Source organism: Streptomyces nigra (assembly GCF_003074055.1).
GTDB classification, from domain to species: Bacteria; Actinomycetota; Actinomycetes; order Streptomycetales; family Streptomycetaceae; genus Streptomyces; species Streptomyces nigra.
On the sequence record NZ_CP029043.1, the window covers coordinates 1,059,213 to 1,084,578 of the forward strand.

General features: G+C 67.7%; 16 protein-coding genes, 3 rRNA genes, 1 pseudogene and 1 riboswitch. Of the genes and pseudogenes, 4 read left to right on the top strand and 16 right to left on the bottom strand.

The window, feature by feature from the left end:
• Positions 1 to 157: 157 nt before the first annotated feature.
• Positions 158 to 253, bottom strand: a riboswitch (glycine riboswitch).
• 114 nt (positions 254 to 367) lie between these two features.
• A complete protein-coding gene (locus tag DC008_RS04915) occupies positions 368 to 769 on the top strand; it encodes a PRC-barrel domain-containing protein (RefSeq protein WP_208645810.1) in 402 nt (133 codons plus the stop codon).
• A 236-nt stretch (positions 770 to 1,005) separates the two neighbouring features.
• On the opposite strand, the pseudogene DC008_RS04920 reads toward DC008_RS04915, so the two are convergent.
• The 13 genes and pseudogenes from DC008_RS04920 to DC008_RS04980 all read right to left on the bottom strand — a co-directional run bounded on the left by DC008_RS04920 (position 1,006) and on the right by DC008_RS04980 (position 16,400).
• Positions 1,006 to 2,422: pseudogene (locus DC008_RS04920) on the bottom strand (DNA polymerase IV).
• A 54-nt stretch (positions 2,423 to 2,476) separates the two neighbouring features.
• Positions 2,477 to 3,136, bottom strand: coding sequence for a MerR family transcriptional regulator (locus DC008_RS04925; RefSeq protein WP_108705893.1), 660 nt, complete (start codon positions 3,134 to 3,136; stop codon positions 2,477 to 2,479).
• Between the two features lie 262 nt (positions 3,137 to 3,398).
• Positions 3,399 to 3,872: a bifunctional nuclease family protein gene (locus tag DC008_RS04930; protein WP_004002801.1), complete on the bottom strand. Its 474-nt coding sequence runs from the start codon at positions 3,870 to 3,872 to the stop codon at positions 3,399 to 3,401.
• Between the two features lie 85 nt (positions 3,873 to 3,957).
• Positions 3,958 to 4,695, bottom strand: coding sequence for a transcriptional regulator FtsR (gene ftsR, locus DC008_RS04935; RefSeq protein WP_108705894.1), 738 nt, complete (start codon positions 4,693 to 4,695; stop codon positions 3,958 to 3,960).
• A 39-nt stretch (positions 4,696 to 4,734) separates the two neighbouring features.
• Entirely contained in the window at positions 4,735 to 5,271 is a 537-nt protein-coding gene (locus DC008_RS36225; RefSeq protein WP_055622460.1) for an FHA domain-containing protein, read from the bottom strand.
• 424 nt (positions 5,272 to 5,695) lie between these two features.
• Entirely contained in the window at positions 5,696 to 6,547 is an 852-nt protein-coding gene (locus DC008_RS04945) for a DUF881 domain-containing protein (protein ID WP_108705896.1), read from the bottom strand.
• 5 nt (positions 6,548 to 6,552) lie between these two features.
• Positions 6,553 to 6,885 carry a small basic family protein gene (locus tag DC008_RS04950; RefSeq protein WP_003988855.1) on the bottom strand — a complete coding sequence of 111 codons (333 nt, stop codon included), beginning with the start codon at positions 6,883 to 6,885 and terminating at the stop codon, positions 6,553 to 6,555.
• Positions 6,882 to 7,802 carry a DUF881 domain-containing protein gene (locus DC008_RS04955; RefSeq protein ID WP_108705897.1) on the bottom strand — a complete coding sequence of 307 codons (921 nt, stop codon included), beginning with the start codon at positions 7,800 to 7,802 and terminating at the stop codon, positions 6,882 to 6,884. Before DC008_RS04955 ends, DC008_RS04950 begins: the two co-directional genes overlap by 4 nt.
• 98 nt (positions 7,803 to 7,900) lie before the next feature.
• Positions 7,901 to 10,396, bottom strand: coding sequence for a mannose-1-phosphate guanyltransferase (locus DC008_RS04960; RefSeq protein ID WP_055622463.1), 2,496 nt, complete (start codon positions 10,394 to 10,396; stop codon positions 7,901 to 7,903).
• 114 nt (positions 10,397 to 10,510) lie between these two features.
• Positions 10,511 to 11,122: a cardiolipin synthase ClsA gene (gene clsA / locus DC008_RS04965; RefSeq protein ID WP_055622464.1), complete on the bottom strand. Its 612-nt coding sequence runs from the start codon at positions 11,120 to 11,122 to the stop codon at positions 10,511 to 10,513.
• Between the two features lie 110 nt (positions 11,123 to 11,232).
• Positions 11,233 to 11,349, bottom strand: a 5S ribosomal RNA gene (rrf, locus tag DC008_RS04970).
• A 90-nt stretch (positions 11,350 to 11,439) separates the two neighbouring features.
• Positions 11,440 to 14,563 (bottom strand): 23S ribosomal RNA (locus tag DC008_RS04975).
• Between the two features lie 311 nt (positions 14,564 to 14,874).
• Positions 14,875 to 16,400 (bottom strand): 16S ribosomal RNA (locus DC008_RS04980).
• Together the 16S, 23S and 5S rRNA genes form the textbook arrangement of a ribosomal RNA operon.
• 547 nt (positions 16,401 to 16,947) lie before the next feature.
• Here DC008_RS04980 and DC008_RS04990 point away from each other — a divergent pair.
• Positions 16,948 to 17,397 carry a PTS sugar transporter subunit IIA gene (locus DC008_RS04990; RefSeq protein ID WP_108705899.1) on the top strand — a complete coding sequence of 150 codons (450 nt, stop codon included), beginning with the start codon at positions 16,948 to 16,950 and terminating at the stop codon, positions 17,395 to 17,397.
• A gap of 86 nt (positions 17,398 to 17,483) precedes the next feature.
• Positions 17,484 to 19,154 (top strand): phosphoenolpyruvate--protein phosphotransferase, encoded by a 1,671-nt coding sequence (gene ptsP, locus DC008_RS04995; protein WP_108705900.1) that lies wholly within the window; start codon positions 17,484 to 17,486, stop codon positions 19,152 to 19,154.
• Between the two features lie 61 nt (positions 19,155 to 19,215).
• On the opposite strand, the gene DC008_RS05000 is transcribed toward ptsP, so the two are convergent.
• The gene (locus tag DC008_RS05000; protein WP_108705901.1) at positions 19,216 to 20,118 is read right to left on the bottom strand and encodes a hypothetical protein; all 903 of its coding nucleotides are present in this window, start codon (positions 20,116 to 20,118) and stop codon (positions 19,216 to 19,218) included.
• A 103-nt stretch (positions 20,119 to 20,221) separates the two neighbouring features.
• The gene (locus DC008_RS05005) at positions 20,222 to 22,189 is read right to left on the bottom strand and encodes an acetoacetate--CoA ligase (RefSeq protein WP_108705902.1); all 1,968 of its coding nucleotides are present in this window, start codon (positions 22,187 to 22,189) and stop codon (positions 20,222 to 20,224) included.
• Between the two features lie 214 nt (positions 22,190 to 22,403).
• On the opposite strand from DC008_RS05005, the gene DC008_RS05010 reads away from it, so the two are divergent.
• A complete protein-coding gene (locus tag DC008_RS05010; protein WP_108705903.1) occupies positions 22,404 to 24,779 on the top strand; it encodes a TIM-barrel domain-containing protein in 2,376 nt (791 codons plus the stop codon).
• A gap of 6 nt (positions 24,780 to 24,785) precedes the next feature.
• Here the strand turns inward: DC008_RS05010 and DC008_RS05015 are convergent, their stop codons facing one another.
• Complete coding sequence (locus DC008_RS05015; protein ID WP_108705904.1) at positions 24,786 to 25,322, bottom strand: NUDIX domain-containing protein; 537 nt, start codon at positions 25,320 to 25,322, stop codon at positions 24,786 to 24,788.
• Positions 25,323 to 25,366: the final 44 nt, after the last annotated feature.

Below are 25,366 nucleotides of genomic sequence, written 5' to 3' on the forward strand. Positions count from 1 at the left end.
GACGCGACCTTCGAGGGGCACCACGGCGCGGGTGCCCGGACGGCCTCCCCCTCTGTCATCTCAACCTGAGAGCTTCACCGGGGCGCCCTGAGGGCCCCGGCTTTCACCGTCGGTGAGGGCGGGAGCCGTCGACACCCGCCCTGCTTTCCAGAGTGACCTCGTCCGTGCGGTACGTGTGCCTGAGAGATTCCGGGGAGGATTTGCTCCTTCGGCGCCTCCGGCGATCTCCGGAGGACTCTCCCGCACGGGGTCAGCAGCCGCTGCCAAGCCTACCAGCGGGGGCACCGCACGGACCTTCGAGTGGCCGCCGTCACGGATCTGCCTTTTCGTAGTGCTTACGGATGACTTGCGACCAAGTGGAGGGACCGTGCAGACCGACATCGATCCGCGCAACCTGATCGGCCGCAAGGCCTTCGACCGCAACGGCACCAAGATCGGCACCATCGACGAGGTGTACCTGGACGACGCGACCGGCGTACCGGAGTGGGCGGCGATACGCACCGGCCTCTTCTCCCGCGACGCCTTCGTCCCCCTGGAGCCCAGCGAACTGGTGGAGGGCGCCCTGCACGTCCCCTTCGACCGGGCCCTGATCAAGGACGCCCCCGACTTCGGCGTGGGCCGCCACCTCTCCCCCGAGCAGGAACTCCAGCTCTACCACCACTACGGCCTCGACGTGGCCCCGCCGGGCCCCCCACCCCCCGACATCGACTTCGGCACCCTGGCCCCTCGAACCCCCGAACTCCCCCGAACCCCCCACCCCCACACCTGACCCCCACCCTGCCGCTGGGCCGCATGCCCCGTAGCTGCGAGCCAGCGGGAGGCCTCAGCCGTAGCTGAGGGCAGTCGTGCCGCAGGGGCGGCACGGTTGGGCGCAGCGGCACCCGTAGGCGCGGCCCAGCACCACGCCCCTGGCAGCAACGCTGGCGACCCCCGGCCCACCCAGCTGAGGGCAGTCGTGGTGGGCGCAGCGACACCCCATAAGCGCGGGCACAGCGCCCCGCGCCACTACCCCGGCGCCACAGGCGTCTCCGCCGCAACCAACGGCAACGGCTCCGCCACCTCCAACGCCGGGTCATCGACCCGAAACGTCCGCACCCGCCCCGGCCCCGACTCCGGCGTCTCGAACCGCACCGTCACCCGTCCGACCCCACTCCCCTGCACCCACCCGTGCCCGTACTCGGCATGCCGCACATCGTGCCCCGCATGCCACCGCCGCTCGGCCGGCTGCGGCTGCGCCTCCCCCTCGGCGTCACCGTCCCGATCCCCCTCCACAGCGGCCCCAGAAGTACCGAGAGCCTCCTCAGCCACAGCACCACCCCCGCCGAGGTCGTCCCCTCCACGGCCACCTCCCCAGCCGCCTGAGCGAACAAGTCCTCCTGCGTGAAGTCGGCCAGCCCACTCACCCCGACCCCCAGCAACCGCACACCCCCGGTCGTATCCACCCCCTCCAGCAACCGCGCCGCGGCCTCCCGCACCACCGCCGGATCATCCGTGGGCCCCCGCAACGTCTCCGACCGCGTCAGCGTCGAGAAGTCGTACCGCCGCACCTTCAGCACAATGGTGCGCCCCGAAAGGCCGGCCCCCGCAACCGCCGCACACACCGGTCGGCAAGCCGCTGCACCTCCAGCCCCACCCGCACCCGGTCATGGATGTCCACGTCGTACGTGTCCTCGACCGAGACGGACTTCGCCTCCCGCTCGGCCACCACGGGCCGCTCGTCGTGCGCGAGCGCCATCGCGTACAGGGCGTGCCCGTGCGCCTTCCCCAGCAGCCGCACCAGCTCGTCCTCACCCGCCTCGGCGATCTCCTCGACGGTGTGGATCCCGGCCCGCCGCAGATGGTCCCCGGTCGCCGGCCCCACCCCCGGCAGGACCCGCACGGACATCGGCCCGAGGAGCCCCCGCTCGGTCCCCGGTTCGATCAGCACCAGCCCGTCCGGCTTGGCCTCCTCCGAGGCGATCTTCGCGACCATCTTCGAGGCGGCCAGCCCCACCGACCCGGCGAGCCCGGTGGCCGCCCGTATGTCGGAGCGCAGCTTCCCCCCCACCAGCCGGGCGGACTCGGCGTCCCAGGCCACTCCCCCGGCCTCCAGGTCGACGAACGCCTCGTCCAGGCTCAACGGCTCCACCAGCGGCGACAGCTCCCGCAGCAGACCCATCACCCGCTCGCTGACATCCCGGTAGATCCGGAAGCGAGGCACGAGATACGCGGCGTTGGGCGCGAGCCGCCGCGCCTGCGCCATCGGCATGGCGGAGTGCACCCCGAAGATCCGGGCCTCGTACGAGGCCGTGGCGACCACCCCGCGAGGCCCGAGCCCGCCCACGATCACGGCCTTCCCGCGCAGGCTCGGCTTGGACGCCTGTTCCACCGACGCGTAGAAGGCATCCATGTCGAGGTGCAGGATGGTGGGCGCGTTTCTCACAGTTCCGATGCTGCCCTACGGCACTGACAACGCTCGCGTTCCGGGACCGCGTCCTCAGACCGCGCGATTGCGCCGCCGCGCCAGCTCGTCGGCCGGGTTGTGCCCGACCAGCGTCTCGCCGGTGTCGATCCGCTCCCCGTGCAGCTGCGACAACGCGCTCTCGACGTCCCGCCACACCACGCCCACGGCGATCCCGAAGATCCCCTGGCCGCCCTGGAGCAGCGCGTGGACCTCGTCCGGCGAGGTGCACTCGTACACCGTCGCGCCGTCGCTCATCAGCGTCAGCCGCTCGAGGTCGTGGAAGCCCTGCTCGCGCAGATGCTGGACGGCGGTCCGGATGTTCTGCAGGGACACACCGGTGTCGAGGAAACGCTTCACGATCTTGAGGACGACGACGTCCCGGAAGCTGTAGAGACGCTGCGTCCCCGATCCGTACGCGGGCCGCACACTCGGTTCGACGAGACCGGTGCGGGCCCAGTAGTCCAGTTGCCGGTACGTGATCCCGGCGGCCGCACAGGCCGTCGGACCCCGGTACCCGATCTCCTCGGATGCCATGGACGCCGCCCCTCCGCCGCTGCTCGGCACGGCCGTCGGTCGCTGCGCGTGATCGGCCGCACCGCCCTGGACAGCGCTGCCGTGAAGCGGGTACGGGCCGCTCGCCCCGAGGCCGCGCTCGGGTGCACCCCCAGCCGTACCGCCGCCGCTGCTTCTCACGCCGACCTCCGTCCTTGACCTGCCTTCTCGACGGTAGGCAGTCACCGGGGGTGCGTCAACGATCGCCACACTCGGCACGCCGAGTGATAATCACCCTACGAGTGGTTTCCCGTGCCTTGCCGCGGGGAAAGGCTAGCCGAATGTGCCTGAACCGGGCTCCATGACGCCTTCCCTCGCCCGTGGCACATGCCCGGCCCACGGGCCGTGACGGACCGCGGGCCGCACCGCTCCGACCAGGTCGGGCGGGACCGCCCACGCCGTCTCACTGACTGCTGGTACCGAAGTCCTCCGGCGAGATCTGGTCGAGGAACTCGCGGAACTTCTCCACCTCGTCCTCCTGCTCGTCCGGGATCGCGATACCCGCGTCGTCGAGCACGCCGTCACTGCCGTAGATCGGCGTTCCGGTGCGCAGGGCCAGCGCTATGGCATCGGAGGGACGGGCGCTCACCTCGACACCGCTGGCGAACACCAGCTCGGCGTAGAACACACCTTCCCGCAGATCGGTGATGCGCACTTCGGTGAGCTCCTGGCCGACGGCCTCGAGCACGTCCTTGAACAGGTCGTGGGTCAGCGGTCGTGCGGGGGCCATTCCCTGCTGGGCGAAGGCGATCGCCGTCGCCTCCCCGGGCCCGATCCAGATGGGGAGGTAGCGATCGCCTCCCACTTCGCGCAGGAGCACGATCGGTTGGTTGGAGGGCATTTCGACCCGGACACCTACGACATCGAGCTCGTTCACACAGCAACCCTAGGCCGTGCTCGGGACGTTTGGGTAGTCGGGCCGGGATCGGGTGGCCGATCCGGCCGATCCGTGCATGCCCCGCTCAGGGCAGCCGCACCCCGAGCGCCGTCTGCATCAGCGCGGCGTGCAGCCGGACGGTGAGCCCCGCCAGCTCCTTGGCCCTGGCCTCGGCATGAGCCCTGGTCTGCGGGTTGCGATGCCGCTTCAGCGGTGCCACGACCTGATCCACGAGGCCGGCCTCCCGGTCCGCGGCGGCCTTCATCACCCGCAGATGCCGCGGCTCGATGCCGAAGCGCCCCAGCTCCGCCACGAGCGTGGCCACGGTCACCGCCTCCGCGTCGTAGGCGCCGTCCGGCAGCTGGGTGATCAGCCCGTACGACTCCCACTCGGCGAGTTCCCGCTCCTCGATCCCGGCCGCGGCGAGCAGCTGCGCCCGCCCGATGCGGGCGGCGGTGGGCTCCCCGACCGGTTCCAGGATCCCGTCGCCGTCCCGCTGCCGGCACAGGGCGGGCAGGGCCGCGGCCTCGCCGCGCTCCATGGCGTCCAGGTGCTCGCGGATCACCTTGAGGGGCAGATAGTGGTCGCGCTGCATCCGCAGGACATGGCGCAGCCGCTCGACGTCCTGCGGGCCGAACTTGCGATAACCCGACGGTGTGCGCCGCGGCTCGACCAGCCCTTCCGACTCCAGGAAACGGATCTTGGAGATCGTGACGTCAGGGAACTCCTCGCGCAGCACGGTCAGCACCGTGCCGATGCTCATCGGCCGACCGTCCGTCGCGGCGGCGCCGTGCCCGGCACCGCCGCCCGGTGTTTTCAGCATGGACCTTCCCTGGGTCTCCCCGGACGGGTCCGGGGGAGGTCAGTAGCCTTGCTGGCTCGCGTAGAAGACCAGCCGGTACTTGCCGATCTGCACCTCGTCGCCGTTGTTCAGAGCGACCTGGTCGATCCGCTCGCGGTTGACGTACGTGCCGTTCAGGCTGCCGACGTCGGCCACCGTGAACGAGCCGTCCTGGGCGCGGCGGAATTCCACGTGCCGACGCGAGACCGTCACGTCGTCCAGGAAGATGTCACTCTGCGGGTGCCGCCCGGCGGTGGTCAGATCGCCGTCCAGCAGGAAGCGGCTGCCCGAGTTCGGTCCACGACGCACGACCAGGAGCGCGGAGCCCACCGGCAGCGCGTCGACGGCGGCCTGGGCCTCCGGGGAGAGCGCGGGGATCTGCGTCTGTCCCGTGGTCTCGGCGTCATAGGCCTCGATGCCCGAGATGGAGATCGTCGACGTCGTCTCGGACGGGCGCTCGGGCGCCGCGCCGGCACGCAGCGGCGCGCCGCAGTTGGAGCAGAAGCGGCTGTTCTCCGCGTTGCGGTTACCGCACCTCGTACACACCAGGGCCGACATCGGGGAAAACCCTCCACCCGTACGTGAGGTTGACGGTTGTCCGAAACCTATGTCGCCGGACTGGCCAGGGTCAACCGACGGCGCGCCCTGACCTCCGGAAATGTCACCGCCCGGTCCAGGGACCTGGTCCCTGAACAGGGGGCGCTGCCCATCCTCGTCCCCTTGTGCGCGGTGACGAGTGGTCGCGTTCTCGTCTCGCGCACTCTTGCCGAACAGCTTCCCAAACAACTTCACGGGCGATTCCCCTTGACCGAAACAGACCCGCCCGTGGGGCAGGACGAACCCTGACTGAACCTATTGGCCGACCCGGACATCTTCACAACGTCCGTCTCCGCCAGACAGTTTCCACCACGCACCACCCAATCGGTGCGTCGACCCCCCGCAACCTCATGCCCTTGCCGGATGTCCCCCATGCACCGCCGGTTCACCGGGAGGACGACCGAGCGTAGTCAGGCCGCTTCGCCGCTCGCAAGGCGTCCACAACGATCTTGTCAGACCGCTCGATGGTCACGACGGCCTGCTCCTTCTCGAGTGTCTGGACCACGCCTCCAGGGATGTTGAGCGCCGGCTCCAGGTCCTGCGGCTTGCCGATGACCTTGAAACGATACGGGGCGTTGATCTTGTTCCCGTCGACACTCACGGCGTTGCCCGCGTCGGACAGATAGGTGCCGGCGACGATGCGGACACCGTTCACCTGCATCGCCTCCGCCCCGGCCGCGCGCAGCTCCTGGATCGCGTCGAGCAGCATGTCCGCCTCGACCGTCCCCTTCGTGTCGTCGATGGTGATCCTGATGCCGGGTCCCTCGGCAGCCACGGTGCCCGCCAGAATGCCGAGTTGCCTCTCCTTCTCGACCGTCTGCCTGCGGGCCTCCTCGGCCTGGTCGGAACTGTTCTCCAGTTCGTCGCGCTGCTTCTCGAGACCTTGCTTCTCGTCCTCAAGACGCTGAGTTCGGTCGTCGAGTTCATCGAGGATGCGAACAAGATCTTCCTGGCGTGCCCCGCGCAGGGCGCTGTCGCCGTCGCTGTTCGACGCGACCTGCACGGCGAGACCGAAGCCGAGGCCGAACAGCAGCACCGCCACGATCAGTTGGGCCCGGCTCACGCGCGGCGGCCACAGGCCCTTCACCAGCCGCTGCCGGCCGGTCAGCTCGGCGGACCGCCCGCCGTCCTCCTCGGCCGTCTGAGGGGCCTCAGGGGCCTCGTCGGCGTCGGGGCGCACCTCTTCGGGCAGCTCCTCGCGCAGCCGGTTCTCGCGGGTCGCGTCCTCGTTGCTCATCGGCCTCACGCCCGGAAGACGTGCCGGCGGATCGCCGCGGCGTTGGAGAAGATCCGGATGCCGAGCACCACGACGACACCGGTGGACAGCTGCGCGCCCACACCCAACTTGTCGCCCAGGAACACGATCAACGCGGCCACGACGACGTTCGACAGGAACGACACGACGAAGACCTTGTCGTCGAAGATGCCGTCGAGCATGGCCCGCAGACCGCCGAAGACGGCGTCGAGAGCCGCCACGACGGCGATCGGCAGATACGGCTCGACGACCGCCGGAACCTCGGGCCGGACCAACAGGCCGGCCACGACGCCCACGACGAGGCCCAGTACGGCGATCACGATGTGCCCTTCTCAGTTGTCTCGGTGTTCGGTTGTGCCGGTTGTGCGGTACGGACGATCACACTCGGCGCCGCGGGCAGCCGGAGATCCTCCTGCGCGGAGATGTTGGTCCTGATCCCGAAGTTCTCCTGCAGGGCGTTCAGGTACAGGCCGTCGGCGCTGTCCTGGAAAGCGCGGCTCAGCCGCTCCCCGTCCCCCACCGCGAGCACCGTGTACGGCGGTACCAGCGGCCTGTTGTCGACCAGTATCGCGTCGCCCGCGGCCCTGATCGCGGACAGGGCCGTCAGCCGCTGCCCGTTGATCGAGACGGCCTCCGCGCCCGACTCCCACAGCCCGTTGACGACGCGCTGCATGTCGCGGTCGCGGACCCGCCCGGTGTCGGAGAAGCCGGACGCCCCGCGCGCGTCACCGCCGGCGGGGGAACCCGCCTCCTTGGCGTCGTCCACGACCAGCTTCACGCCCGGTCCGCGCACCTCGACGGCGCCGGACAGGACGCTGACGAGGTCGGCCTGCTCGCCGTGCCCGCCCGACTTCAGCGCCTCGCGCTGCCGCGCGTTCACATCGGCCCGCAGCTTGTCGACCGTCTCCTCGAGCTCGTCCGCCGCCTGAGTCTCCTTCTCGACGCGGTCGACGAGCTCCTCGCGCTCCTTGGCCACGACGGGCGCCGCCACGCGCGCCTGCGCCGCTCCCACGGTCACCACGAGCGCCGCGAGCACCAGGCCGACCGCGAGCCCCAGCTTGGCCCGCAGCGTCTTGGGAAGCCCGCCCTCGCCGGCGGCCTGCTTACGGGCGGCGGCCTCCGCGTAGCCGTCGTCGAGACTGTGGTCCATGACGTTGGTGAGCAGCGACATGGACGCGTCCGGACGCGGCGGGCGCGTGGGTGTGCTCCGAACGGGGGGCTGCGGCATGCCGCACATGGTCGCACGTCGCCGCCGATACTCCGAATGGCCCCACCGCGTGTGCCGGACAGGCCCCTTTCAGGGGGGCCTGTCCGGCACATGTGTCTACGCGGGACTCAGCGTCCGGCGCTGTCCACCACCGCCGCCCACTCGTCGAGCAGCGCCTGGGCGGACGCGTCGTCCGGACCCTCGGCCCACAGATGGGTGACCGCCTCGGCCGGGTCGGGCAGCACCATCACCCAGCGGCCGTCCGTCTCCACGACGCGCACACCGTCGGTCGTGTCGACAAAGCGATCCCCGGCCGCCTCGACGACGCGCCGCATCACGAGGCCCTTGACCGCCCACGGGGTCGCGAGGTCCCGCTTGAGGACGTGCGCCCGCGGGATCCGCGCATCGATCTGGCTGAGGGTGAGCTGGGTGCGCGCCACCAGCCCGATCAGCCGTACGAACGCGGCGGTGCCGTCGAAGACACTGCTGAACTCGGGGATGATGAAACCGCCCCGGCCGTCACCGCCGAAGATCGTCGCCTCGTCGGCGCCCACCCGGGTCAGGTCGTCGGGCGACGTCGTCGTCCATTCCACCTGTGTCCCGTGATAGGCCGCGACCTGCTCGGCGATCCTCGTGGTGGTCACCGGAAGCGCCACACGCCCGCTGCGCCGCTCCGCGGCCACCAGGTCGAGCATGACGAGCAGGGCCCGGTCGTCCTCGACGATCCGCCCCTTCTCGTCGACCAGCGACAGCCGCTCGCCGACGGGGTCGAACCGCACACCGAACGCGGCCCGCGCCGACGCCACGATCTCACCCAGCCGCACCAGCCCGGACCGCCGCGTGTCGGCGGACTCGGTGGGCCTGGACTCGTCGAGACCGGGGTTGATCGTCAGGGAGTCCACGCCGAGCTTGCCCAGCAGGCTGGGCAGCACCAGACCGGCGCTGCCGTTCGAGGCGTCCACGACGACCTTGAGCCCGGACTCGGCGATACCCGTCGTATCGACGTTGCGCAGCAGCGACCCGGTGTAGGAGTCGAAGACGCTGGCCGGGAAGTGCAGATCGCCGATCTCACCGGGGAACGCACGCCGGTACTCCTGCCGCGCGAAGACCCGGTCCAGCTTGCGCTGACTGCCCTGCGACAGGTCGGCGCCCTGCCCGTCGAAGAACATGATGTCCACCGAGTCGGGCACGCCTGGCGTCGTACGGATCATGATGCCGCCGGCACTGCCCCGCGCGGTCTGCTGCCGCGCGACCGGCAGCGGCACGTTCTCCAGGTCTCGTACGTCGATGGCGCTGGCCTGCAGCGCGGAGATCACCGCCCGCTTCAGCGCACGTGCACCACGGGAGTGGTCACGCGCCGTCGTGACGGTGGCCCCCTTCTTCAGGGTCGTCGCGTACGCTCCCGCCAGCCGTACGGCCAGCTCGGGCGTGATCTCGACGTTCAGGATGCCGGAGACACCGCGGGCACCGAAGAGATGCGCCTGGCCCCTGGACTCCCAGATCACCGAGTTGTTGACGAAGGCACCGGCCTCGATGGTCTTGAACGGGTAGACCCGCACATTGCCCTGAACGATCGATTCTTCACCGATCAGGCACTCGTCACCGATGACGGCGCCGTCCTCGATCCGCGCGGCCCGCATGATGTCGGTGTTCTTGCCGACGACACAGCCACGCAGATTGCTGTGCTGCCCGACATACACGTTGTCGTGCACCACGGCCTTGTGCAGGAAGGCACCGCTCTTCACGACGACGTTGGAGCCGACGACCGTGTGCTCACGGATCTCGGCACCGGCCTCGACCTTGGCGTAGTCACCGATGTACGCCGGCCCACGGAGGACGGCGTCAGGGTGCACCTCGGCACCCTCCGCCACCCACACGCCGGGAGAGATCTCGAAGCCGTCGAGTTCGACGTCGACCTTGCCGTCCAGGACGTCCGCCTGAGCCTTCACATAGCTCTCGTGCGTACCGACGTCCTCCCAGTAGCCCTCGGCGACATAGCCGTAGATCGGCTTGCCCTCCTTCATCAGCTGCGGGAAGACGTCACCGGACCAGTCGACGGGCACATCGGCCTCGACATAGTCGAATACCTCGGGCTCCATGACGTAGATACCGGTGTTCACGGTGTCCGAGAAGACCTGGCCCCAGGTCGGCTTCTCCAGGAAGCGCTCGACGCGGCCCTCCTCGTCGACGATCGTGATACCGAATTCCAGCGGATTCGGCACACGCGTCAGACAGACGGTGACCATCGAGCCCTTTTCCTTGTGGAAGTTGATGAGCTCGGTGAGGTCGAAGTCCGTCAGGGCGTCGCCGGAGATCACAAGGAAAGCATCGTCCTTCAGTGCTTCCTCTGCGTTCTTGACGCTTCCGGCGGTACCGAGTGGCTTCTCCTCATTGGCATACGTGAGCTCCATACCGAGCTCTTCGCCATCACCGAAGTAGTTCTTGACGAGCGACGCCAAGAACTGGACGGTGACGACGGTCTCATTCAGCCCATGCCTTTTGAGCAGCCGCAGCACATGCTCCATGATCGGCCGGTTGGCCACCGGCAGGAGCGGCTTGGGCATGCTCGAGGTCATGGGGCGAAGGCGTGTGCCTTCACCCCCGGCCATCACGACGGCCTTCATGTCGGAAGCGTCCTCCTCCAGAGACGACGGTCTAGCCGACTTCACCCGTCCAGATTGTCCCGCACTTTTCCCGAGCGGGCCATCGAGCCGCTACGCCCTCTGCAATCGGCGAGTTCAATCGGCCATGGCGGCGTCCGCGCGAACGAGGCGGCGGACTTGTACCACGTAGAGGACTCCTGCCCACCAATAGAGCGTTGTACCCCATCCGGCGAACGCCCATCCGAAAATAGCAGCGAGTGACGAGATCCAACCACTACCGTCACTGAGCAGCAGCAACGGGAAGGCGTACATCAGGTTGAAGGTGGCCGCCTTCCCCAGGAAGTTCACCTGGGGCGGCGGATAGCCGTGCCGCCTGAGGATGCCGACCATGACCAGCAGAACCAGCTCGCGCGCCAGTAGTACCGCGGTCAACCACAGCGGGAGAATCTCGCGCCATGTGAGGCCGACCAAAGTCGAAAGAATGTAGAGCCGGTCGGCGGCCGGGTCGAGAAGCCGGCCGAGGCTGCTGATCTGGTTCCAGCGCCTGGCCAGCTTGCCGTCCAGGTAGTCACTGACACCGCTCAGGGCCAGCACCAGAAGCGCCCAGCCGTCACTCTTGGGCCCACCGAACTCGGGCCGCAGAATCAGCCACAGGAACAGCGGCACACCAACGAGCCGCGCCATGCTGAGGATGTTGGGGATGGTGAGCACCCGGTCTGTCTGGACACGGGTCTCCTGGACCTCCACCCGGGGGCCTCCTGTGGTAAACGAACCAACGATGCTCCCCGACCCTACCTCAACGCAAAAAAGCTCTGGCTCTCGGGCAGTGATGCCCAAGAGCCAGAGCTCTAAAAGGAGTTCGGCGGTGTCCTACTCTCCCACAGGGTCCCCCCTGCAGTACCATCGGCGCTGTAAGGCTTAGCTTCCGGGTTCGGAATGTAACCGGGCGTTTCCCTCACGCTATGACCACCGAAACACTATGAAACTGTCCAACCGCACCACACCGTGACCATGGCATGGGGTTGTTCGTGGTTTCAGAACCAACACAGTGGACGCGAGCAACTGAGGACAAGCCCTCGGCCTATTAGTACCGGTCACCTCCACACGTTACCGTGCTTCCAGATCCGGCCTATCAACCCAGTCGTCTACTGGGAGCCTTACCCCATCAAGTGGGTGGGAGTCCTCATCTCGAAGCAGGCTTCCCGCTTAGATGCTTTCAGCGGTTATCCCTCCCGAACGTAGCCAACCAGCCATGCCCTTGGCAGGACAACTGGCACACCAGAGGTTCGTCCGTCCCGGTCCTCTCGTACTAGGGACAGCCCTTCTCAAGACTCCTACGCGCACAGCGGATAGGGACCGAACTGTCTCACGACGTTCTAAACCCAGCTCGCGTACCGCTTTAATGGGCGAACAGCCCAACCCTTGGGACCGACTCCAGCCCCAGGATGCGACGAGCCGACATCGAGGTGCCAAACCATCCCGTCGATATGGACTCTTGGGGAAGATCAGCCTGTTATCCCCGGGGTACCTTTTATCCGTTGAGCGACGGCGCTTCCACAAGCCACCGCCGGATCACTAGTCCCGACTTTCGTCCCTGCTCGACCCGTCGGTCTCACAGTCAAGCTCCCTTGTGCACTTACACTCAACACCTGATTGCCAACCAGGCTGAGGGAACCTTTGGGCGCCTCCGTTACTCTTTAGGAGGCAACCGCCCCAGTTAAACTACCCATCAGACACTGTCCCTGATCCGGATCACGGACCCAGGTTAGACATCCAGCACGACCAGACTGGTATTTCAACGACGACTCCACCTGAACTGGCGTCCAAGCTTCACAGTCTCCCAGCTATCCTACACAAGCCGAACCGAACACCAATATCAAACTGTAGTAAAGGTCCCGGGGTCTTTCCGTCCTGCTGCGCGAAACGAGCATCTTTACTCGTAGTGCAATTTCACCGGGCCTATGGTTGAGACAGTCGAGAAGTCGTTACGCCATTCGTGCAGGTCGGAACTTACCCGACAAGGAATTTCGCTACCTTAGGATGGTTATAGTTACCACCGCCGTTTACTGGCGCTTAAGTTCTCAGCTTCGCCCGACCGAAATCGGACTAACCGGTCCCCTTAACGTTCCAGCACCGGGCAGGCGTCAGTCCGTATACATCGCCTTACGGCTTCGCACGGACCTGTGTTTTTAGTAAACAGTCGCTTCTCGCTGGTCTCTGCGGCCACCCCCAGCTCGAGGAGCAAGTCCTCTCACCGGATGTGGCCCCCCTTCTCCCGAAGTTACGGGGGCATTTTGCCGAGTTCCTTAACCATAGTTCACCCGAACGCCTCGGTATTCTCTACCTGACCACCTGAGTCGGTTTAGGGTACGGGCCGCCATGAAACTCGCTAGAGGCTTTTCTCGACAGCATAGGATCATCCACTTCACCACAATCGGCTCGGCATCAGGTCTCAGACTCAATGGTGTGCGGATTTGCCTACACACCGTCCTACACCCTTACCCCGGGACAACCACCGCCCGGGATGGACTACCTTCCTGCGTCACCCCATCACTCACCTACTACCAGCTCGGGTCACCGGCTCCACCACTCCGACCTCGTCCGAAGACTCAGCCGGCGGCTTCACGGGCTTAGCATCACTGGATTCGATGTTTGACGCTTCACAGCGGGTACCGGAATATCAACCGGTTATCCATCGACTACGCCTGTCGGCCTCGCCTTAGGTCCCGACTTACCCTGGGCAGATCAGCTTGACCCAGGAACCCTTAGTCAATCGGCGCAAACGTTTCTCACGTTTGTATCGCTACTCATGCCTGCATTCTCACTCGTGAACCGTCCACAACTACCTTCCGGTGCTGCTTCACCCGGCACACGACGCTCCCCTACCCATCACGATCCCCGTTGGGGGTACATATCGCAATGACACGACTTCGGCGGTACGCTTGAGCCCCGCTACATTGTCGGCGCGGAATCACTAGACCAGTGAGCTATTACGCACTCTTTCAAGGGTGGCTGCTTCTAAGCCAACCTCCTGGTTGTCTCTGCGACTCCACATCCTTTCCCACTTAGCGTACGCTTAGGGGCCTTAGTCGATGCTCTGGGCTGTTTCCCTCTCGACCATGGAGCTTATCCCCCACAGTCTCACTGCCGCGCTCTCACTTACCGGCATTCGGAGTTTGGCTAAGGTCAGTAACCCGGTAGGGCCCATCGCCTATCCAGTGCTCTACCTCCGGCAAGAAACACACGACGCTGCACCTAAATGCATTTCGGGGAGAACCAGCTATCACGGAGTTTGATTGGCCTTTCACCCCTAACCACAGGTCATCCCCCAGGTTTTCAACCCTGGTGGGTTCGGTCCTCCACGAAGTCTTACCTCCGCTTCAACCTGCCCATGGCTAGATCACTCCGCTTCGGGTCTTGAGCGCGCTACTGAATCGCCCTATTCGGACTCGCTTTCGCTACGGCTTCCCCACACGGGTTAACCTCGCAACACACCGCAAACTCGCAGGCTCATTCTTCAAAAGGCACGCAGTCACGAGGCAAGCACAAGTGCTCGCCCGACGCTCCCACGGCTTGTAGGCACACGGTTTCAGGTACTATTTCACTCCGCTCCCGCGGTACTTTTCACCATTCCCTCACGGTACTATCCGCTATCGGTCACCAGGGAATATTTAGGCTTAGCGGGTGGTCCCGCCAGATTCACACGGGATTTCTCGGGCCCCGTGCTACTTGGGTGTCTCTCAAACGAGCCGCTGACGTTTCGACTACGGGGGTCTTACCCTCTACGCCGGACCTTTCGCATGTCCTTCGCCTACATCAACGGTTTCTGACTCGTCGACCAGCCGGCAGACTGATCAAGAGAGATCCCACAACCCCGAATGCGCAACCCCTGCCGGGTCTCACACGCATACGGTTTGGCCTCATCCGGTTTCGCTCGCCACTACTCCCGGAATCACGGTTGTTTTCTCTTCCTGCGGGTACTGAGATGTTTCACTTCCCCGCGTTCCCTCCACTTGCCCTATGTGTTCAGGCAAGGGTGACAGCCCATGACGACTGCCGGGTTTCCCCATTCGGAAACCCCCGGATCAAAGCCTGGTTGACGACTCCCCGGGGACTATCGTGGCCTCCCACGTCCTTCATCGGTTCCTGGTGCCAAGGCATCCACCGTGCGCCCTTAAAAACTTGGCCACAGATGCTCGCGTCCACTGTGCAGTTCTCAAACAACGACCAACCACCCGTCACAGCCCGCCTAAGCAGACTTTTACCGGGGCCGGCACTGAAGGCGACCTTGCGGCCGTACCTTCAGACACCCAACAGCGTGCCCGGTCCGTCCCTGTCCGATGATCGTGCGTTCCACGCTCCGAAGAGCAGTACTTGCAGCCACCGACCCGAGGTCAGGACCGAATAGTCAACGTTCCACCCATGAGCAACCAGCATCAGACATTCGCTGATGTACTGGCCTCTGAACCAGGCAAGCCTGGCTTAGAAGTGCTCCTTAGAAAGGAGGTGATCCAGCCGCACCTTCCGGTACGGCTACCTTGTTACGACTTCGTCCCAATCGCCAGTCCCACCTTCGACAGCTCCCTCCCACAAGGGGTTGGGCCACCGGCTTCGGGTGTTACCGACTTTCGTGACGTGACGGGCGGTGTGTACAAGGCCCGGGAACGTATTCACCGCAGCAATGCTGATCTGCGATTACTAGCGACTCCGACTTCATGGGGTCGAGTTGCAGACCCCAATCCGAACTGAGACCGGCTTTTTGAGATTCGCTCCACCTCGCGGTATCGCAGCTCATTGTACCGGCCATTGTAGCACGTGTGCAGCCCAAGACATAAGGGGCATGATGACTTGACGTCGTCCCCACCTTCCTCCGAGTTGACCCCGGCGGTCTCCCGTGAGTCCCCAGCACCACAAGGGCCTGCTGGCAACACGGGACAAGGGTTGCGCTCGTTGCGGGACTTAACCCAACATCTCACGACACGAGCTGACGACAGCCATGCACCACCTGTACACCGACCACAAGGGGGCGCCCATCTCTGGACGTTTCCGGTGTATGTCAAGCCTTGGTAAGGTTCTTCGCGTTGCGTCGAATTAAGCCACATGCTCCGCCGCTTGTGCGGGCCCCCGTCAATTCCTTTGAGTTTTAGCCTTGCGGCCGTACTCCCCAGGCGGGGCACTTAATGCGTTAGCTGCGGCACGGACAACGTGGAATGTTGCCCACACCTAGTGCCCACCGTTTACGGCGTGGACTACCAGGGTATCTAATCCTGTTCGCTCCCCACGCTTTCGCTCCTCAGCGTCAGTATCGGCCCAGAGATCCGCCTTCGCCACCGGTGTTCCTCCTGATATCTGCGCATTTCACCGCTACACCAGGAATTCCGATCTCCCCTACCGAACTCTAGCCTGCCCGTATCGACTGCAGACCCGGGGTTAAGCCCCGGGCTTTCACAACCGACGTGACAAGCCGCCTACGAGCTCTTTACGCCCAATAATTCCGGACAACGCTTGCGCCCTACGTATTACCGCGGCTGCTGGCACGTAGTTAGCCGGCGCTTCTTCTGCAGGTACCGTCACTTTCGCTTCTTCCCTGCTGAAAGAGGTTTACAACCCGAAGGCCGTCATCCCTCACGCGGCGTCGCTGCATCAGGCTTTCGCCCATTGTGCAATATTCCCCACTGCTGCCTCCCGTAGGAGTCTGGGCCGTGTCTCAGTCCCAGTGTGGCCGGTCGCCCTCTCAGGCCGGCTACCCGTCGTCGCCTTGGTGAGCCATTACCTCACCAACAAGCTGATAGGCCGCGGGCTCATCCTGCACCGCCGGAGCTTTCGAACCACTTGGATGCCCAAGTGGCTCAGTATCCGGTATTAGACCCCGTTTCCAGGGCTTGTCCCAGAGTGCAGGGCAGATTGCCCACGTGTTACTCACCCGTTCGCCACTAATCCCCACCGAAGTGGTTCATCGTTCGACTTGCATGTGTTAAGCACGCCGCCAGCGTTCGTCCTGAGCCAGGATCAAACTCTCCGTGAATGTTTACCCGTGATCGGGTGCACACATCACGAGAGCGGAACATCGGGAGGAATAATCCCGACGTTCACAGCGTCCTCGCTGTGTTTTTTCAAAGGAACCTCGCCCCAGCAGATGCTGGAGACGGGGTATCAACATATCTGGCGTTGACTTTTGGCACGCTGTTGAGTTCTCAAGGAACGGACGCTTCCTTTGTACTCACCCTCTCGGGCTTTCCTCCGGGCGCTTCCCTTCGGTGTTCCAGACTCTATCAGTGTTGCTCCGTCCCTCTGACCACCGATCCGCAGGCATGCAGAAAGGGATCCGAGAACTGGATCTGACATCGTTTGGTTGCTGCCGGGTCACGACGCACGCTGGCGTCGGTCACCCCCTGGCAGGAGTACGACTGTACACGCGGCCGACGAGCGGGTGCAAATCGGATTGCTGTATGGTCTAGACCACTCTGAGGTGCTCACGCGGAATCGGCACTTCATGTGACATACCCTGCTCAGCAGTGCCGTCCCGCACAGGCAGAGACGGCCCTACGGATCTCCACCCCTGGGAGGCTCCCATGACCACCGTGACGTCCCCGCTCGCCGGACGCGCCGTAGGACTGGCGTCCGTACCGGATCCGGTCTTCTCCGGGGCCATGGTCGGCCCGGGTACCGCGATCGACCCCGTCCGTGAGCCCTCCGAGGCCGTGTCTCCGGTGGACGGAGTCATCGTCTCTCTTCATCCGCACGCCTTTGTCGTGGTCGACGACCAGGGTCACGGCGTTCTCACCCACCTCGGCATCGACACCGTGCAGCTGAACGGCGAGGGGTTCGAGCTGCTGGTGAGCAAGGGCGACACCGTGACGCGCGGCCAGGCCGTCGTGCGCTGGGACCCGTCTGCGGTCGAGGCCGCCGGCAAGTCCCCCGTGTGTCCGGTCGTGGCGCTCGAGGCCACGGCCGAGGCCCTCTCCGACCTCCGCGAGAGCGGCGAGGTGAAGGCCGGCGACAGTCTCTTCGCCTGGCAGTGACTTCTGCGCCGTCGTAGGGCGGCGCACAGGTAGCGATGACAACCACCGCGGCGGCGGGGCCCGCCGCGCCAACGGAGACGGGTGAGATGGAGACAACGCTGCGAGGCGTCGGCGTGAGCCACGGTGTGGCGATCGGCGAGGTACGGCACATGGGTACGGCGGTCCTGGAGCCGCCGGCCAAGCAGATCCCGGCTGAGGACGCGGAGCGCGAGCAGGGGCGCGCTCGTAAGGCCGTGGAGGCGGTGGCCGCCGACCTCATGGCGCGCGGCAACCTGGCGGGCGGGGAAGCCCAGGCGGTCCTCGAGGCGCAGGCCATGATGGCCCAGGACCCCGAGCTCATGGCCGACGTGGATCGCCGTATCGCCGTCGGCAGCACTGCCGAGCGTGCCGTGTACGACGCGTTCGCCGCCTATCGCGAGCTCCTGGCCGGTGCCGGTGAGTACCTGGCCGGGCGCGTGGCCGACCTGGACGACGTGCGGAATCGCATCGTCGCCCGGCTGCTGGGCGTCCCGATGCCGGGTGTCCCGGACAGCGACGAGCCGTATGTGCTGGTGGCCCGTGATCTGGCTCCGGCCGACACGGCGCTGCTGGACCCGACGCTCGTGCTCGGGTTCGTGACCGAGGAGGGCGGGCCGACCAGCCACAGCGCGATCCTGGCGCGGGCGCTCGGTGTGCCGGCCGTGGTGGCGCTCCCGGGTGCCGGTGAGCTCGCGGAGGGCACGGTCGTCGCGGTGGACGGCAGCACCGGTGACGTCTTCGTGGAGCCGAGTGCGGAGAAGCGCGCCGAACTGGAGGCCGCTGCCGCCGAGCGCAAGGCCGCTCTCAGCGCCTCGACCGGGCCGGGTGCGACGGCGGACGGCCACAAGGTGCCGCTGCTGGCCAACATCGGCGGGCCGGCCGATGTGCCAGCGGCCGTCGAGGCCGGGGCCGAGGGTGTGGGTCTGTTCCGCACCGAGTTCCTCTTCCTCGACGACAGCAAGCAGGCGCCGTCCGAGGAGAAGCAGATCGCGGCCTATCGCCAGGTGCTCGAGGCCTTCCCCGAGGGACGCGTCGTCGTGCGTGTCCTGGACGCGGGTGCGGACAAACCGCTGGACTTCCTGACGCCCGCCGACGAGCCGAACCCGGCGCTGGGCGTGCGCGGGCTGCGGACGCTGCTGGACCACCCGGAGGTGCTGCGGACCCAGCTGACGGCGCTGGCCAAGGCGGCCGAGGGGCTGCCGGTCTACCTCGAGGTCATGGCCCCGATGGTGGCCGACCGCGCCGACGCCAAGGCGTTCGCGGACGCCTGCCGTGAGGCGGGGCTGCGGGCCAAGTTCGGCGCGATGGTCGAGATCCCGTCGGCCGCGCTGCGGGCCCGGTCCATCCTGCAGGAGGTCGAGTTCCTGTCGCTGGGGACGAACGACCTGGCCCAGTACACCTTCGCCGCGGACCGTCAGGTGGGTGCGGTGTCCCGTCTGCAGGATCCGTGGCAGCCCGCGCTGCTCGACCTGGTCGCGCTGTCCGCCGAGGCGGCGAAGGCAGAGGGCAAGAGCTGTGGTGTGTGCGGTGAGGCCGCGTCTGACCCGCTGCTCGCGTGTGTGCTGACCGGTCTGGGGGTCACCTCCCTGTCCATGGGGTCGGCGTCGATCCCGTATGTCCGGGCGACGCTGGCGAAGTACACGCTGGCCCAGTGCGAGCGTGCGGCGGCTGCGGCTCGTGCGGCGGACAGCGCCGAGGAGGCGCGCAACGCCGCTCAGGCGGTGCTGTCGGGCGAGTGAGCCGGACACGTTCGGCGCTTCGACGGGGCGCTCCGCCTTCGGGTGGGGCGCCCCGTTCGCGTCAGTGGTGGTGTGCCGGTGGCGTCCCGCCGTCTCCGAGGTCCGGCGGTACGCAGTAGTCGACGCCGGATTCCGGGGAGACGAGGTCGCCGGACTCCACGTCGGTGCAGTAGGCGTCGAAGACCTCGCCGGCGGTGAGGGGGACGAGGCCGGAGCCCTGGTTTCCGCGCAGCCGCCAACCGTAGATGCGGTCGGTGGTGCCGGGGGTGCTGGTGCGCATGACGAGCCCGCCGGGGCCGCCGGTGGCCAGGCCGAGGGCGAGGACGGTGGTGAACTCCAGCAGTTCGGCCTCGTCGAGCTGCGGGGTGCCGTCGGGGTCCTGGTCGGCGTGCAGGACGGCGAGGAGAGTTTCCGGGGTGCCCGTCACGCTGCACACGAGGTGACGGTTGCCCGGTGGCGCGGTGCCGAGGATGCGGGTGATGAGGGCCGAGGCGCGGGTGAAGGCCGCGCGGCCGATGTCCTCGCCGCAGGTGACGCAGGGGCCGACGCGTGCCAGAAGCGTCGCGGCGTACTCCCAGGTGGCCTGTCGGACGGCTTCGTCGACGAGGACCGGGACCAGTTCGGTGAGGGGCCGGCCGTCGTAGGGGACGGTGGGGCCCGTGGTCGCGAGTTCGGCGGTGAAGCGGGTGCGGCTGGCCGGGGTGTCGGGTTCGAGGCCGGTGCCGGCGCAGAAGACGGCGTAGTCCTCCGGGTCGAAGAGGGCGATGGTGGTGTGGGTGCCCTGGGCCGCGCGGCTTCGTAGCAGCGCCTCGACGTGTTCGAGGTAGGTCGTGTGGTCGTCGAAGGTGAAGCTGCGGTACCGCCGCATGGCTCGGAAGTCGTGTTCGTCGGTGAGCAGGCCGATCGTGCCGGCGATCTCGCGGCGCAGGACGTGTCGCATCGTGCGGCGGTCGGTGTCCGTCATGGTTCCCCCTGTGAGCAGCGGTCGATCAATGCTCACTCACAGTAACCAGCGCCACTGACAACCGGCCCCGGGCGGTCCGGGGCCGGTTGTCAGGCGGGGTTGGTCAGGCGCGCTTGCGGGCCAGGTCCTCGTAGAAGTGGAGGAGGTCGAGGTTGTCGATGGAGCCGGGGTTGACCGCCCTGTCCAGCGGGGTGCCTTGCAGGAGGCGCTTGACCGGGACCTCGATGCGCTTGCCGGTGAGGGTGTGCGGGACGCCGGGGACCTCGATGATCTCGTCCGGGATGTGGCGCGGGGAGAGCTGTTCGCGGATGGTCTGCTTGATGCGGCCGAGGAGGGCGTCGTCGAGGACGGCGCCGGGCGTCAGGTGGACGAACAGGGGCATCCAGTAGCCGCCGTCGGGCTGCTCGATGCCGATGACGAGGGATTCCTTGATCTCGGGCAGGCGTTCCACCGCCTCGTAGATGTCGGCGGATCCCATGCGGACGCCCTGGCGGTTGAGGGTCGAGTCGGAGCGGCCGTGGATGACGACGGAGCCGCGTGAGGTGACGGTGATCCAGTCGCCGTGGCGCCATACGCCGGGGTAGGTGTCGAAGTAGCTGTCGTGGTACCGGGTGCCTTCCGGGTCGTTCCAGAAGTGGACCGGCATGGACGGCATCGGGTTGGTGACGACGAGTTCGCCGACCTCGTCTACGAGGGGTTTGCCGCTGGGGTCCCAGGACTGCAGGTCGGTGCCGAGGCAGGGGGCCTGGAGCTCGCCGATGTGGACGGGCAGGGTGGGGACGGCTCCGGCGAAGCAGGAGCACACGTCCGTGCCGCCGCTGACGGAGGCGATCCACAGGTCGTCGCGGACCTCGTCGTGGAGCCAGCGGAAGCCGTCGGGCGGCAGGGGCGATCCGGTGGTGGCGACGCATCGCACCGCGGACAGGTCGAAGTCGCGGGACGGGTGCACGCCGGCCTTGCGGCAGGCCATGACGTAGGCGGCCGAGGTGCCGTACAGGGTGGCTCTGGTGCGTTCGGCGATCCGCCACTGGGCGCCCGTGTCGGGGTAGCCGGGACTGCCGTCGTAGAGGACGACCGTGGTGCCGGTGAGGAGGCCGGAGACGAGGAAGTTCCACATCATCCAGCCCGTCGAGGTGTACCAGAAGAACCGGTCGCCGGGGCCGAGGTCGCAGTGCAGGCCGAGCTGCTTGAGGTGTTCGACGAGGATGCCGCCCTGGGACTGGACGATGGCCTTGGGCAGGCCGGTGGTCCCGGAGGAGTAGAGCACCCACAGGGGGTGGTCGAAGGGCACCTGCTCGAAGACGGGTTCCTGGTCGGCGGCTGTCAGGGCGGACCATTCCAGGGCGCCCTCGGGTGCCTCGGTGCCGAGGAGCGGGATGTGCACCACCGCGCGCAGGGTCGGCAGTTCGCGGCGCAGCTCGGTGACGACGGCGCGGCGGTCGTGTTCCTTGCCGCCGTAGCGGTAGCCGTCGACGGTGAACAGGACGACCGGTTCGATCTGCTGGAAGCGGTCGAGGACACTGCGGGCGCCGAAGTCGGGGGCGCAGGAGGTCCAGACGCCGCCGACGGCGGCCGTGGCGAGCAGGGCGACGACGGCCTGCGGGATGTTGGGCAGGTAGCCGCTGACGCGGTCTCCGGGACGTACGCCGAGGGCGCGCAGTTCGGCGGCGAGGGAGCCGACCTCGCGGCGCAGCTCCGCCCAGGTGACAGGGCGGGGTTCATGGGTCTCGTCGACGTGCAGGAGGGCCGGTTCGTCGGCGCGGGTCTCGGCGGCGCGCAGGGCGTGCTCGGCGTAGTTCAGGGTGGCGCCGGGGAACCACTGGGCGCCGGGCATCGAGCGGTCGCCCAGCACGCGCGTGCAGGGGCTCGTGAAGCGGACGTCGAACCACTCCGTGACGGCTTTCCAGAAGGTGTCCAGCTCGTCGACCGACCAGCGGTGCAGGGCGGCGTAGCCACCCTGGGCCGGGGCTCCGTGGTGCTCGGCGGCCCAGGCCTGGAACTTGGTGATCTGGGCGTCGGCGATGCGCTGCGGATCTGGCTGCCACAGCGGCTGGGCGTTCTCGATCGTCATGGGGTGGCTCCCGGACTCTGCGCGTCGTGTGCGTCGGCCGCGCACGGGCGGGGGTGTGCGCGTGACGCGGATGACACGGACGATGCCATGTGATCGACTTCGGCACCAGGGTGCACCGCACATAGTCCGTGTCGTGAAGATGTGGTCCGGGCACGAGTGAACGGCAGTTGAACGGCCCTCCGCGCGTGGGGTCCTCGATGGCAGGCTGAGCAGCATGAACGGTCGTGACCTGGTGCGTTCGATGAGGGCGGTAGGCGCTGTGGGGACGACCCACGCCGTACGCACCATGAGGGCGGCGTGGCGTGCCCGGCGTGCCGACGCCGCCGGGCTGCCGCCGCGGGGTGCGGAGCGCGCCCGGGTGCCGGGCACCGTGCAGGAGGTGCGGCCCGGTCCGGGGGGCGGGGTCATCCGGTTCAGCCGTTCCGAGCTGCGTGTGATCGTCGCGGTGAACGGGGCGGTCTTCTGGGGGTGGGACGGGGCTTCGCCGGAGCCGTCGTACGCGCTCGCCGGTTCTCCGGAGCCCGATGCCAGGGCGGTGCTGGAGCCGGACACGGAGGGCGGCTGGCGGGTGGTGGCCGAGCGGGTGACGGTGGTGATCTCCAGGCACGGTGCGGTGGAGGTGCAGACGCCCGGTGGCGTGCTGGTGCGCCGCGAGCTGCCGCCGCGCTGGTGGGAGCCGGTCGGGGGCGGGGTGGCGCGGTGGACGCAGCGCTCCGAGGTGACCGCGGACGCCCGGTTCTTCGGTCTGGGCGGGCGGGCGTCCGGGCCCCGGCTGCGGAACGGCACGTACCGGCTGTGGAACACGGACCCGGGCCGTGCGTTCGGTCCTGGCGACGATCCGCTGTACATCACGATGCCGGTGCAGGTGGTGGTGGCGGACGCGGCGACGCATCTGGCGTTCCACGACACGTCCTGGGACGGCACGGTGACGCTGCGCGAGGGTGAGGAGGGCGCCGGCTCCGGGCATGACCGCCCGGGGGCCAGTGAGCTGCGCATGCAGGGCGGGCCGCTGCGCTGCTGGGTGGTGGTGGGCACCCCCGCGCGCGTGCTGCTCGTCTGGGCCTCGCTCACCGGTGCGCCGACGCCGCCTCCCTCGTGGGCGCTGGGGCACCATCACGCGCGGTGGGGTTTCGGCGGTGCGGGCGAGGTGCGCCGGATCGTGTCGGGTTACCTGGAGCGGGGACTTCCGCTGGACGCGGTCCATCTGGACATCGACCACTACGACGCGCACCGGGTGTTCTCGGTCGACCGCGAGGCGTACGGGAAGCTGCCGGAGCTCGCCGAGGATCTGCGCGGGGACGGCGTGCGCCTGGTGTCGATCGTGGATCCGGCCGTCAGCGCGGAGCCCGGCCATGACGTGTACGACGGCGGGACGACCGAGGACGTGTTCGTGCGGGACGCGGCGGGCGGTGTGGTGCGCGGGGTGGCCTGGCCGGGCGAGGTGGTGTTCCCGGACTTCACGCACGCGCGCGTACGTCGATGGTGGGGCGCTCTGTACGAGGAGCGGCTCGGGCAGGGCTTCGCGGGGTTCTGGCACGACATGAACGAGCCGACGTCGTTCGCGGCCTTCGGGGAGTCGACGCTGCCCCGTTCGGCCCGGCACGCGCTGGAGGGCAGGGGCGGGGACCACCGGGAGGCGCACAACGTGTACGCGCTGAACATGGCCAGAGCCGGCTACGAAGCACTGCGGGACCTGGCGCCGGAGCAGCGGCCCTTCGTGTTCTCGCGGTCCGGCTGGGCGGGGATGCAGCGCTACGGAGGTGCGTGGTCCGGGGATGTGGCCACGGGCTGGCCGGGGCTGCGCGCGTCGCTGTCGCTGGTACTGGGGCTGGGGCTGTGCGGGGTGCCGTACTCGGGACCCGATGTGGGCGGCTTCGACGGTTTCCCGTCACCGGAGCTGTATCTGCGCTGGTTCCAGATGGCCGCCTATCTGCCGCTGTTCCGCACCCACGCGAGTCTGCGGGCGGGACGCAGGGAGCCGTGGGAGTTCGGCCCCCAGGTGCTGGAGCACGCGCGCGTGGCGCTCGTCGAGCGGCGCCGGCTGGCGCCGTACTTCGTGACGCTGGCGCATCTGGCCGGCCGTACGGGCGCGCCCTATGTCCGTCCCCTGTGGTGGTCGGCGCCGGAGGACCGGCGGCTGCGTGATTGCGAGGACGCGTTCCTGCTGGGTGACGGTCTGCTGGTCGCGCCGGTGCTGGAGCGGGGCGTCGAACGGCGTGCGGTGCGGCTGCCCAGGGGGCGCTGGTACGACACGGCGACGGAGAGGGCGTACGAGGGTCCCGGGGAGGTGGTCGTCGACGCGCCGCCGTCACGGATCCCGGTGCTGGCGCGTTCGGGCGCCGTCGTCCCCGTGCGGGGGGACGACGGCGGGCTGGAGCTGGAGGTGTGGGCTCCCGCCCCCGGGCGTACCGGGGGCGGGCTGGTGGTTCCGGATCCGGGGGACGGCTGGGAGGAGCCGGAGATCGAGCGTTATGTCACCCGCTGGGAGGGCGGGAAACTGGTCGTCGAGCTGGAGCACGAGGACGGCGTGATCGCGTCACCGCGCCCGGTGCGGGTCCGCGGGCTCGGCGGGGGCCGGGCTCAGCTGTAGCCGGGCTCAGATGTAGCGGCCCTCGAAGAACGCCTGGACGGCCAGCGTGTGCAGCGGGAACGCGAGTTCCTCGGGCCGGCGCAGGAGCTGCCATCCCTCGGTCTCGTCGGTGGCGGCGGATTCGGGGAGCCGGTCGGCGGGCCGCTCGGGGAGCAGGCCGAAGAGCAGCAGATGGCCGTCGGGCGAGCTCATGGCGTCGACGAGCCGTACGTCGCGGGCGGCGGCGTCGAGGCCGGTCTCCTCCTTGAGTTCGCGGACGACGGCCTGGCGCCAGTCCTCCCGGTCGTCGATGTAGCCGCCGGGCAGGGCGATCCCCCCGCGCGCGGGGGCGATGCTCCGGGTGATGACGACCAGGGCTGTCCCCTTGGTGTCGTACACGGGCTGGAGGGCGATGGCCACGGGCAGCGGGTTGCGGTAGGCCACGGTGCCGCACGCGGAGCAGGTGCGCGGCCAGCCGGAGACGCCCTCTCCGTAGGGCGCGCCGCAGCTCGAACAGTGGGAGTTCGCTGCGGAGTTGGGGGCGGAGTACTGAGATTCGGACACGCGCGGACTGTATCCGATCAGTGGAAGGGCGTCCTCCGGGGGCC